The sequence below is a fragment of the Rhizobium sp. UFLA01-1127 genome (assembly GCF_059803845.1).
This window is the reverse complement of record NZ_JAUQTZ010000184.1, coordinates 1-10,280: the sequence shown is the minus strand read 5'-3', so window position 1 is coordinate 10,280 and position 10,280 is coordinate 1. Positions and strand designations below refer to the sequence as shown.

Annotated in this window: 12 protein-coding genes; 6 read left to right on the top strand and 6 right to left on the bottom strand. The window is 60.6% G+C overall.

Going from position 1 to position 10,280, the window contains the following annotated elements; genetic code table 11:
* Window positions 1-280: LysR family transcriptional regulator (locus Q4Q11_RS28945; RefSeq protein ID WP_498571619.1), on the bottom strand; the 280-nt coding region annotated here is incomplete at its 3' end.
* A gap of 110 nt (window positions 281-390) precedes the next feature.
* Between Q4Q11_RS28945 and Q4Q11_RS28940 the strand changes: the two genes are divergently transcribed.
* Window positions 391-1,416, top strand: coding sequence for a zinc-dependent alcohol dehydrogenase family protein (locus Q4Q11_RS28940; protein ID WP_498571618.1), 1,026 nt, complete (start codon window positions 391-393; stop codon window positions 1,414-1,416).
* Between the two features lie 45 nt (window positions 1,417-1,461).
* Here Q4Q11_RS28940 and Q4Q11_RS28935 read toward each other — a convergent pair whose 3' ends face one another.
* Window positions 1,462-2,514, bottom strand: a complete 1,053-nt coding sequence (locus tag Q4Q11_RS28935; RefSeq protein WP_112511303.1) for an aldo/keto reductase — start codon at window positions 2,512-2,514, stop codon at window positions 1,462-1,464.
* Between the two features lie 304 nt (window positions 2,515-2,818).
* On the opposite strand from Q4Q11_RS28935, the gene Q4Q11_RS28930 reads away from it, so the two are divergent.
* Window positions 2,819-3,523, top strand: coding sequence for an HAD family hydrolase (locus tag Q4Q11_RS28930; RefSeq protein ID WP_112511301.1), 705 nt, complete (start codon window positions 2,819-2,821; stop codon window positions 3,521-3,523).
* Between the two features lie 3 nt (window positions 3,524-3,526).
* On the opposite strand, the gene Q4Q11_RS28925 is transcribed toward Q4Q11_RS28930, so the two are convergent.
* Both Q4Q11_RS28925 and Q4Q11_RS28920 read right to left on the bottom strand, forming a co-directional pair.
* Window positions 3,527-4,051: a hypothetical protein gene (locus tag Q4Q11_RS28925; protein ID WP_113213828.1), complete on the bottom strand. Its 525-nt coding sequence runs from the start codon at window positions 4,049-4,051 to the stop codon at window positions 3,527-3,529.
* Window positions 4,048-4,677, bottom strand: a complete 630-nt coding sequence (locus Q4Q11_RS28920; protein WP_112511297.1) for a DNA-3-methyladenine glycosylase I — start codon at window positions 4,675-4,677, stop codon at window positions 4,048-4,050. The genes Q4Q11_RS28925 and Q4Q11_RS28920 overlap by 4 nt, the downstream gene beginning before the upstream one ends.
* A gap of 301 nt (window positions 4,678-4,978) precedes the next feature.
* On the opposite strand from Q4Q11_RS28920, the gene Q4Q11_RS28915 reads away from it, so the two are divergent.
* From Q4Q11_RS28915 to Q4Q11_RS28900, 4 genes are all read left to right on the top strand, one after another.
* A complete protein-coding gene (locus tag Q4Q11_RS28915; protein WP_113213830.1) occupies window positions 4,979-5,761 on the top strand; it encodes a L,D-transpeptidase in 783 nt (260 codons plus the stop codon).
* A gap of 219 nt (window positions 5,762-5,980) precedes the next feature.
* Window positions 5,981-6,679, top strand: a complete 699-nt coding sequence (locus Q4Q11_RS28910; protein WP_113213831.1) for a L,D-transpeptidase — start codon at window positions 5,981-5,983, stop codon at window positions 6,677-6,679.
* A gap of 428 nt (window positions 6,680-7,107) precedes the next feature.
* Window positions 7,108-7,779, top strand: coding sequence for a porin family protein (locus Q4Q11_RS28905; RefSeq protein ID WP_112511289.1), 672 nt, complete (start codon window positions 7,108-7,110; stop codon window positions 7,777-7,779).
* 64 nt (window positions 7,780-7,843) lie between these two features.
* Window positions 7,844-8,203 carry a DUF6881 domain-containing protein gene (locus Q4Q11_RS28900; RefSeq protein ID WP_498571617.1) on the top strand — a complete coding sequence of 120 codons (360 nt, stop codon included), beginning with the start codon at window positions 7,844-7,846 and terminating at the stop codon, window positions 8,201-8,203.
* 99 nt (window positions 8,204-8,302) lie between these two features.
* Here Q4Q11_RS28900 and glcF read toward each other — a convergent pair whose 3' ends face one another.
* The gene (glcF, locus tag Q4Q11_RS28895) at window positions 8,303-9,622 is read right to left on the bottom strand and encodes a glycolate oxidase subunit GlcF (protein ID WP_498571616.1); all 1,320 of its coding nucleotides are present in this window, start codon (window positions 9,620-9,622) and stop codon (window positions 8,303-8,305) included.
* Window positions 9,623-9,851: 229 nt separating this feature from the next.
* Window positions 9,852-10,280: glycolate oxidase subunit GlcE family protein (locus Q4Q11_RS28890; protein ID WP_498571615.1), on the bottom strand; the 429-nt coding region annotated here is incomplete at its 5' end.

Here is a 10,280-nt window from a genome sequence, read left to right as displayed (position 1 = left end):
GTCCCGTGACCTCGCGCTTGCCCGATTCCAGCATGGCTTCGCCCGATTGTATTTCGTCCAGCGCCCGGCGGCAGCGCTCGTAAAAGGCCTGCCCTTCGTCTGTCAGGCTCTGCATGCGGGTGGTGCGGTGGAACAGGCGGACGTTCAGGCGCCGCTCCAATCTGGCGATCGTCTTCCCGATCGCCGAACGCGAGAGATTCATGCGCGCCGCCGCAGCCGAAAAGCCGCCGGCTTCGACCGCCTCCACGAATTCCGGAATGCCATTTAGCATCTCGTTCATGATGATTGCTTCCTCTAAGGAACCAGTAAGCGGAAATAATATCGCCACTGGCGACCGGAAAGCAACGATATGCTGCATCCATTGCTTCCAATTCCTCTCAGGAGATCGTGATGACGAAGACCATGAAGCGCTGGACACTAGAGACAATCGCCGTCGGCGCGCCCTTGAACCTTAGCGAGACGGCAGTTCCCTCGCCCGCACGCGGCGAAGTCCTTGTGCGGGTCAAGGCCGTTTCGCTGAACTATCGCGACAAGCTCGTGCGCGAGACCGGCATGGGGCTGCCGATCCAATTTCCCTTCGTGCCGGCTTCAGACATGGCAGGCGTCATCGAAGCGGTGGGAGACGGCGTAACCAGATTTGCCGCCGGTGATCGGGTCATTTCGACCTTCCATCCCGGCTGGATCGACGGCAAGCCGCTCGGCGACGCCCGCACACCGCCCTATAAGACGCTTGGCGGCTTCTATCCCGGCGTACTCTCGGAATATATCGCCATGCCGGAGGACTGGTTCGTCTCGGCGCCCAAGAGCCTCGATCATGCCGAGGCAAGCACCTTGCCTTGCGCCGGTCTCACGGCCTGGTTCGCCCTGGTGGAACGCGGCAAGATCAAACCGGGCGACAGCGTGCTGGTGCAGGGAACGGGCGGCGTAGCGCTGTTCGGGCTGCAGATCGCCGCCACTCAGGGAGCCGAGGTCTTCGTGACTTCCTCGGGGTCGGAAAAGCTCGAGCGAGCCAAGGCTTTGGGCGCGCATCACGGCATCGACCGAAACAAAAGCGATTGGGTAGAAGAAGTCTATCGCCTCACCGACGATTGGGGCATCGACCATATCATCGAAATCGCCGGCGGGCCGAATTTCGGACAATCGCTGAAAGCGGTCGCGCCTCATGGGCGGATTTCAGTCATCGGTGTCCTCGAGGGCTTCGACATCTCCGGTCCGGTGGCACCGCTCCTGCTGAAATCTCCTACCGTGCAGGGCATCGGCGTCGGCCATCGCCGCTCGCTCGAAGATTTCGTACATGCTGTCGACAGCATCGGCCTGAAGCCGGTCATCGACCATCGCTATGCCCTCGGCGAGGTTCCGGCAGCCTTCGACCATCTCGACCGCGGCCCCTTCGGCAAGATCGTCATCGAGCTTTGAGGTATAGCCGGGCCGCCACGACGGCTGGCGGCCCGGCCTGTGATATCAGTCCTTGGGCTCGAAGGCTTGCGGCACGCGCTGGGCGCTCTGGCGGGCCAGCATCCAGCCGGGATATTCGGCCGGAAGCGCGCTGACTTCATCGAGCTTTGCAATATCGCCAGCATCGAGCTTCAGCCTGACGGCGGCAAGATTCTGTTCGAGCTGCTCGAGACGCTTGGCGCCGATGATGATGCTGGTGACGAAGGGCTTCGAGAGAATCCAGGCAAGCGCCACGGTGGCGACGCTGGAGCCGTGCTTTTCCGCCACTTCGCGCATGGCGGCGACGCAGGCCCAGGCACGGTCCTTATCGACGGGCGGGAAATCGAAGCTAGCGCGCCGTCCCTCGCCATTGCCGGGAGCGCCGGGGCCGTATTTGCCTGAGAGCAGACCGCCCGCCAGCGGCGACCAGACCATGAGCCCGAGCTTTTCTTCCGACATCAACGGCACGATCTCACGCTCCAGATCGCGGCCGGCGATGGAATAATAGGCCTGCACAGTTTCAAAGCGGGCAAAGCCGCGGCGTTCGGACATGCCGAGCGCCTTGGCGATGCGCCAGGCCTGCCAGTTGGAAACGCCGACATAGCGCACCAGGCCGCGCGAAATGAGATCGTCCAGCGCCCGCAGCGTCTCGTCGATCGGGGTCACCGTATCGGTCGCGTGGATCTGGTAGAGGTCGATGTGATCGGTCTGGAGACGGTCGAGGCTTGCCTGCACCGAATCCATGATATGGCCGCGCGAGGCACCGCGATCGTTCGGTTTGTCGCCCATGACGCCATAGACCTTGGTGGCGATGACGACATCCTTGCGGGGAACGCCGAGGTTCTTCAGGGCCTGGCCGAGCAGCTTTTCGGAATTGCCGAAGGAATAGACGTCGGCGGTATCGATGAAGTTGATGCCGGCGGCGAGCGAGTTTCCGACGATCTTGTCGGCGAGCGCCTGATCGACATCGGCGATCGAGCCCCAGAGGCTATTGCTGGGATTGGCTTCGCCGAAGGTCATCGTGCCCAGGCAAAGTTCGGAGACGAACAGGCCGGTATTGCCGAGTTGGTTGTAACGCATAGGAGAAATTCCCTTGTGGTCAGCCGGAAGACACTTCCGGCCGGTGAACGCTTATTTTTTAGCTATGGATTGGCCTCGGCACGGCAGCCGCTGTCGGCACTGCCCTGGAGAGGTCATAAGACAGTCGTCGAGGCCGGGCTCTGGCTCCGCAGCGATCGAGACAACGAGGACATAATGCACCGGAAACCGATTTCAACGCGAGACCTCGGACCGATCACGATGCGGTTACCTGCACTTGCTCTTGCGTCCGGCCGGGGGCGGATTAGACTCCGGCCTTCATATCATGCGCAGAACGGATTTACCGATGACGCAACGCCCCTTAACCACGATCGGCTTCGATGCCGACGACACTCTCTGGCAGAACGAACAGTTCTACCGGCTGACGGAACTGCAATTTACCGAGCTTCTCGCCGATCACGCCGCAAGCGAGGTCATTTCCGCACGGCTGCTGGAGGCGGAGAAGCGCAACCTCCGACACTACGGCTTCGGCATAAAGGGCTTTACCCTCTCGATGATCGAAACCGCCATCGAGATCACCGAAGGCAATGTGCCTGCCAACGTCATCGCGCAGATTCTCGATATCGGCCGCGACCTGCTTGCCCATCCCGTCGAAACCCTGCCGCATGTACGCCAGACGCTGGAAGCCCTGTCGGGCAAATATCTGCTGGTGCTGATCACCAAGGGGGACCTCTTCGATCAGGAGCGCAAGCTTGCCCAATCCGGGCTCGGCGACCTCTTCGACGCAGTCGAGATCGTTTCGGACAAGAATGCCTCTACCTATCGCCGCATTTTTTCCAAGGTGGGGGATGGACCCGAACGAGCCATGATGATCGGCAACTCGCTGAAATCGGACATCGTGCCGGCGCTTGCTGCCGGGGCCTACGGCGTCTTCGTGCCGCACGAGCTTACCTGGTCGTTCGAGCATGTCGAGGAACCGACCGACGCGCCGCGTTTCCGCAAGATCGGTCATCTCGGCGAGTTGCACGGCGTGATCGAAGGATTGTCGTAAATCCTACTGCCCCTGCTTCGAGCGCGGCGGGAAAAGCATCGGTCCCTGATCCTTCTGCTGATCAGCAGGCGTCTGCTGCGCGGCCGGCGGGTTGGGATCGATGAGGATCTCGTACGGTGCCCCAAGGCCGCGGCGGCGGGTGACGCGCGAATAATAGGGTTTGATCAGCCAGGTGGTATCTTCGTTGAGGGTCACATCGGCAGTATTGCCATCCTCGTCCGTACCGAAAAAGGATTCGTCGTCGCTCGAAGACAGGTCGAAGATCGCCATAAACGTGTATTTGCTCTTGGAGCTGAAGGTGATCCGCACATGCTGGCCCTTCTTCAGCGGCAGCGTGTAGACCTTGCCTTTGCCGAACTTCGTCCAGCCCGTCAACTTTTCCAGAACGGCCGGGAAACCGAGCTTCTCGATCTTCTCGCCGCGATCGAGCTGTGGAAGGCGCTGCTGGGTGTCGCTCTGGGCTTGGGCGGAAGCCCCGCCGAAGAGCGCGAGCATCGTCAGGGAAAGACCGAAAAGCGCGTTTCTCATGGGCGCACCAATGCACAGCGCATCGCCTCCACCTCTTTCCGGCAATAGCAGCCCTCGATGTGATCGTTGACCAGGCCCATGGCCTGCATGAAGGCATAAACCGTGGTCGGGCCGACAAAGGTCCAGCCGCGCTTCTTCAAATCCTTCGAAATCCGCACGGAAGCTGATGTCGTCGGGTTGGCGCGCAGATGTGTCAGGTCGAAGACCTCGGGACGCTCGTCCGCGCCCGGCTCGTGCGCCCAGAAATAGCGGGCGAGCGAGCCGAATTCGTCGCGCATCTCGATGGCGCGGCGGGCATTGTTGATGGTGGAGACGATCTTGCCGCGATGACGGATGATGCCGGCATCGGCGAGACAGCGCTCGATATCGGCCTCACCGAACCTGGCGACTTTCTCGAAGTCGAAACCGGCAAAAGCGGCTCGGAAATTCTCGCGCTTGCGCAGAATCGTCAGCCAGGAGAGGCCGGACTGAAAGCCTTCCAGGCAGATCTTTTCGAACAGCCTGATATCGTTGACGACCGGGCGGCCCCATTCCTCGTCGTGATAGCGCTGATATTCCGGCAGGTTGCCATGCCAGAAGCAACGATCCTTGCCGTCCTCGCCGGTGATGATGCCCGTTTCCGCCATTCTGCGATTCGTCCCCTATTTCAGCACGCGCCACCGGAAACCGGTATGCAACTAACGGATAAATTGAGATCAATCAAATGCTTAAATTCATAAGCCGATTTCGGCGACCATGCATTCCGATTCATGATTTACCATTTGCAAACCATCTTTCCAAACCAGGCGGTAACCCTGACAAAGCTTTATCGGCTTCGCGGCATTTTGATGAATGGATGTTTACCATTCGCTCGCGTGCAAGTGGCACCATGGTTTCGACCGGGTGCTGTCGCGCCCATCCTCGGCCCATGTGTAGAGAGTTTGTCCGATGATGAAACATGCCGTTCTGTGTGCCGCGGGCGCTCTAAGCCTGCTTGCCTCCACCGCCTTCGCAGACGATCGCTATCAGTCGCGCCCGCCCGTCATCGTCAGTCCCGATCTGACCGCTCCCTGGGTGATGCAGCTTGGCGGCGGCAATGTGCAGCCGGTGGTCTATCCCCGCCCGATGGCGCGCCGCGCCGCCGATCCTAGAATGGAGCAGCAGGTAACCCCGCAAGTGCGTCAAGTCGTGCAGCCGCGCGGTCTCTTTGCGCGCCCGGCCGTGCAGCAGGTCGCCATGGCCCGTCCGCAATATCCGGCAATCCACGGCCAGATCGATCCGCAATTCCTGCCGCAGATCGTCGATTACCAGACCAAGGAAAAGCCCGGCAGCATCGTCATCGACACCAATAACCGCTTTCTCTATCTGGTCATGGATGGCGGCAAGGCGCGGCGCTATGGCGTCGGTGTCGGCAAGCCCGGCTTCGAATGGGCCGGCGCCCATACCGTGACCCGCAAGCAGGAATGGCCGGATTGGACACCCCCCGCCGAGATGATCTCGCGCGAAGCGGCCAAAGGGCATTACCTTCCGGCCCACATGGAAGGCGGCGAGGGCAATCCGCTCGGCGCACGCGCCATGTATTTGGGCTCCACCCTCTACCGCATCCATGGCACCAACGCCCCCTGGACCATCGGCAACGCCGTGTCTTCTGGCTGCATCCGCCTCCGCAACGAGGATGTCATCGACCTCTACAACCGCGTAAAGGTCGGCACCCGCGTCACCGTCATGTGATACCGAATAGCCTTTGGACCGGCGCCGCGAATATCGCTCCTTCGAAGGGGCAGTATTCGCCCCACCGGAAGGCCGTCCACTATAATTCAGACTATAGTCTGATCGGCGATAGAAGAGACGTGAGTTCTTCCGGACTGTGACCATTATTGGGCATTTTGATCTTGATCCCTTCGCCGGTTCCGGTAGTTTCCTACCGGATTCAACGAGGGGAATGCCATTATGAAAGCAGCATTGTCGATCGTGACGACGGGTGTCGTTGCGGTGTATCTTCTTGCGGCATCGAGTGCAGCAGCCATCGCCGCTTCAGCACCCTATGCGGCACCGGCCGCACGCGCCGACGTGATCCGGGTGGCGGTCGAACCGCAGGGGCAGGTCAAGCCGCAGTTCCAGCGGCGCATGGTGCGGCTGGCGACGAACGAAGAGCCGGGCACCATCATCATCGACACCAACAACAAGTATCTTTACCTCGTCGAAGGCGACAACCGCGCGAGACGCTACGGCATTGGCGTCGGCCGTGACGGCTTCGGCTGGTCCGGCGTCGTCAAGGTCGGCCGCAAGGCGGAATGGCCGGGCTGGACGCCGCCTCCGGAAATGCGCGTTCGCGAAGCCAAGAAAGGTCATAAGCTGCCGGCCTATCAGGAAGGCGGCGAGGATAATCCGCTCGGCGCGCGCGCCATGTATCTCTATCGCAATGGCAACGACACCGCCTTTCGCATCCACGGCACCAATCAGCCATGGAGCATCGGCCTCAACATGTCGTCCGGCTGCATCCGCATGATGAACAAGGACGTCATCGATCTCTATGATCGCGTCCCCGTGGGCACGAAGGTCATCGTCGTCGGCCCCGGCAACAAGCAGGGCGAAGTCAGCTACCAGGATCGCGGCGTCGATGTGCTGAGGACCCTGTTCGGCGGCTGATCGGATTCCTGATCTTCTGAGCTTGCTTCCGGCATTGGCAGGCGTCCCGAACTATCGCATGAAACCGTCATGCAGGCTCGGGATGCCTGCCTTGTCTGCGACGCATTATTCCATTCGAAACCAGACCCTGCAGCCGGATAATTTTAGGTCGAATCGACCTGAAATTCGAGCCCGTTCTCGAAACAAAGAAGCAGGGCAAAATGTCGTTCGAAAACCGCTACACACTTTTCGGCATCATGCTCTCCTAAGCACTGTTGCGCCCGGGTGACAGCTTCGAATTTATCGATGTGGACCGCCGCAAACCGGCTTCTTTTCTTCAGATTCACGTCAGCTTCGCCGCCTAAGCCATGCATTGTCACCTGTGACTGAAATAGAAGTGTCATCGAAGCGCGTCTACATAACAGCTCTTTGCCATCCGGGGATTTCACATGCATCGTGCATTTCGCATCAAGCAGCCGGCCCTTGCCGCGCTTGCGATTTCAGCATCCGTATTCGCCGCCGGCTCTGCTTCTGCTGAAATGCAGTTTTCCGCCTATGGCGGCTTCCAGGGCGCAACCGGCAGCAATGTAACCACGTCGGATGGTGCCGACTTCGACCCCAACTGGTCGGGCAAATCCTTCAAGATGCCGCCTTATTTCGGCTTCCGCGGCATCTGGTGGCTCGATCAGTTCGACAAGCCGAACTGGGGCGTATCGCTCGATTACAGCCATGCGAAGGTCTATGGCGATCTCGGCAACACGCCCGGCTGGTCGCATTTCGAGTTCACCGACGGCCTCAATATGCTGACGCTGAACGCTCTCTACCGCTTCCAGGATCCCAGCCGCAACTGGACGCCCTATGTCGGCCTCGGCGCGGGTATCAACGTGCCGCATGTCGAAGTTAGCCGCGCCTCCGGCACCACCTTCGACTACCAGTTCGGCGGAGCATCGCTGCAGGCACAGGCCGGCGTCAGCTACCAATTCGCCAAGCACTGGTCGACCTTCGTCGAATACAAAGGCAACTACAACTTCGTGGACAACGTCTCGATCGATAGCGGCGACACCTTGAAGACCAGGGTCTTCACCCACGCCCTCAACTTCGGCGTCTCGTTCAACTTCTGAAGATCATCGCCCAGCTTCCGCAATCCATCCCCCAAATCGGTTCAGGCTTGGGGGATTATGTGCTATGTTCGAGCACATGAGCTTTTCCTATTACCGATGCGACTGGATCCATCCGGAAAGCGAGGAGCCAGTCATCGTCTATTACGAAGTCGATGTCGGCGGCGACGTTCCGCGGCTCATCGACGTGTTTGCCGATGGCCGCCGGCACTGCATGTCGGTTGCCGATATTTCCGATCGAGAACTTGAGATGCAACGCATCACCAGCCTCGTCGAGGGCTCGTTTTACGATGGTATCGCCGGCCTCGTGGACGGCATCTTCTTCGAGGAAGGCCAGGAGCGCATCAGCATGACGCGCATTGCCGCCGACAAATTCGAGATCGAATGGCAGGCACACCGACTGCCGGCGCCTGACAAGCTGCATTAGAGACTTTCCGCTTTTTCTCGAATTGCGAAACGCTCTATCTTCTAGTTTCTTTGCGCAATTCCGGACGAAAGACTGCCACGCATTTTTCCAGGAAATGCTCTAGGCAGCGGCCTGCTGCAGACCCTTCAGCTTCGCCGGCATATCGCCGCCATAGGCCCAATCGAGCAGTTCCACCGTATGCAAAATGGGAATGCCCGTTCCCGTGGCGATCTGCGTGATGCAGCCGATATTGCCGGTGGCGATGACATCGGCCCTCGTCGCCTCGATATTCCTGACCTTGCGCGCCTTCAGCTCGGCCGAAATCTCCGGCTGCATGATATTGTAGGTGCCCGCCGAGCCGCAGCACAGATGCCCTTCCGCCGGGTCGCGCACCGTAAAGCCCGCAGCTTTCAACAGGAGCTTCGGTGCCATGGTGATCTTCTGTCCATGCTGCATGGAGCAGGCGGAATGATAGGCGACGGTGATGCCGCGCGGCATATGCGACGGCAGATCGAGGCTTGCGAGATATTCGGTGATGTCCTTGGCGAGCGCCGAAACCCTTGCGGCCTTTTCGGCATAGGATGGATCGAGGCGCAGCATATGCCCATAGTCCTTGATCGTCGTGCCGCAGCCGGACGCGGTGATGATGATGGCGTCGAGCCCTCCGGCCTCGATCTCGCCTATCCAGACATCGACATTGGTGCGGGCGGCGGCGAGTGCCTGTTCCTCGCGGCCCATATGATGGACCAGCGAGCCGCAGCAGACCTCCCCCTGCGGCACGACGACCTCGACGCCGAGGCGCGTCAAAAGGCGGATGGTCGCCGCATTGATTTCCGGATCGAGGACGGGCTGAGCGCAACCCGTCAGGATCGCCACCCGACCGCGCCGCTCGGCCTGCGGCGGATGCAGCCCCGGCTTGGCAAAAGGCGACTGCGCGGGAATGCGGCGCGGCGCAAGATCGAGCATGGCTGCGAAGGCCTTCAAGGCTGGAATGCGTCTGAACAGACCCTTAAAAGGCCGGCCGAGGTCCGCAAGCCGCAAGGCCATCCGAAACCGGCCGGGATAAGGCAGCACAGCCGCCAGCACATTGCGGGTCAGCCGATCCATCAGCGGGCGCTTGTAGGTATTCTCGACATGGACGCGCGCATGGTCGATCAGGTGCATATAGTCGACGCCGGAAGGACAGGTCGTGGTGCAGGCGAGGCAGGAAAGGCAACGATCGATATGCGTCACCACCTCGGCATCGGCGGGCCTGCCGTTCTCCAGCATATCCTTGATAAGATAGATGCGGCCGCGCGGGCTATCGAGTTCGTTGCCGAGCGTCACATAGGTCGGACAGGTGGCGGTGCAGAAGCCGCAATGAACGCATTTACGCAGGATCGCCTCGGACTCTGCCACATGCGGATCGGCAAGCTGTTCGGGAGTGAAATTCGTTTGCATCAGGTTCCCCCCTACTTTCGCACCGAAGGATGGGCGATTGCTGGCTTGAGAGAAAGCCCCCTCATCCGCCCTGTCGGGCACCTTCTCCCCGAGGGGAGAAGGGGGAAGTGCACCTTCCCCCTCCTTGCCAGAAAGAAAATCGTGGAATCGCGGCAAACGAGGTCATCCCCTCTCCCCCACCGGGAGAGGGCTAGGGTGAGGGAGTGGTCACCAAAAGACATTATCCGCATCACCACATCTTCCCCGGATTGAAAATCCCTGCCGGATCGAATTTTTCCTTCACGCGCGCAGACAGGAGAGCCACGGCCTCCGGCTGCGGTTGGAAAGCAGACGTCATCGCGCGGTGGCCTGGGGTAGCACGCATCAAGGTGGCATGCCCGCCGCCAAGCGCATGAATATAGCGGCGCAGCATTTCACCTTCCGGCTCGGCTTCCATGCGCATCCAGACAAGCCCGCCCTGCCAATCGTAATAGGCGTCCACGCCCTCCTCCAGGCGAAGGGCCGCGACAAGCCGGTGGCCCGTGCCGGGTGCGACCGAGACGCGCCAGACAGGACGCGAGGTGCCATCCGCATAGGGCTTCACATTGCGGATCTCGCGCCAGAGCCTGCGGCTGTCAGCCTCATCGAGACGTTTCACCGACCCGAGCCGGCCCATAGC

Excerpts from the sequence above, each read along its gene's own strand:
- Q4Q11_RS28920 (WP_112511297.1), bottom strand. The coding sequence starts at position 4,677 with ATGGCGGAAACGGGCATCATCACCGGCGAGGACGGCAAGGATCGTTGC.
- Q4Q11_RS28905 (WP_112511289.1), top strand. The coding sequence starts at position 7,108 with ATGCATCGTGCATTTCGCATCAAGCAGCCGGCCCTTGCCGCGCTTGCG.
- Q4Q11_RS28915 (WP_113213830.1), top strand. The coding sequence starts at position 4,979 with ATGATGAAACATGCCGTTCTGTGTGCCGCGGGCGCTCTAAGCCTGCTT.
- Q4Q11_RS28925 (WP_113213828.1), bottom strand. The coding sequence starts at position 4,051 with ATGAGAAACGCGCTTTTCGGTCTTTCCCTGACGATGCTCGCGCTCTTC.
- Q4Q11_RS28935 (WP_112511303.1), bottom strand. The coding sequence starts at position 2,514 with ATGCGTTACAACCAACTCGGCAATACCGGCCTGTTCGTCTCCGAACTT.
- Q4Q11_RS28910 (WP_113213831.1), top strand. The coding sequence starts at position 5,981 with ATGAAAGCAGCATTGTCGATCGTGACGACGGGTGTCGTTGCGGTGTAT.
- Q4Q11_RS28900 (WP_498571617.1), top strand. The coding sequence starts at position 7,844 with ATGTTCGAGCACATGAGCTTTTCCTATTACCGATGCGACTGGATCCAT.
- Q4Q11_RS28930 (WP_112511301.1), top strand. The coding sequence starts at position 2,819 with ATGACGCAACGCCCCTTAACCACGATCGGCTTCGATGCCGACGACACT.
- glcF (WP_498571616.1), bottom strand. The coding sequence starts at position 9,622 with ATGCAAACGAATTTCACTCCCGAACAGCTTGCCGATCCGCATGTGGCA.
- Q4Q11_RS28940 (WP_498571618.1), top strand. The coding sequence starts at position 391 with ATGACGAAGACCATGAAGCGCTGGACACTAGAGACAATCGCCGTCGGC.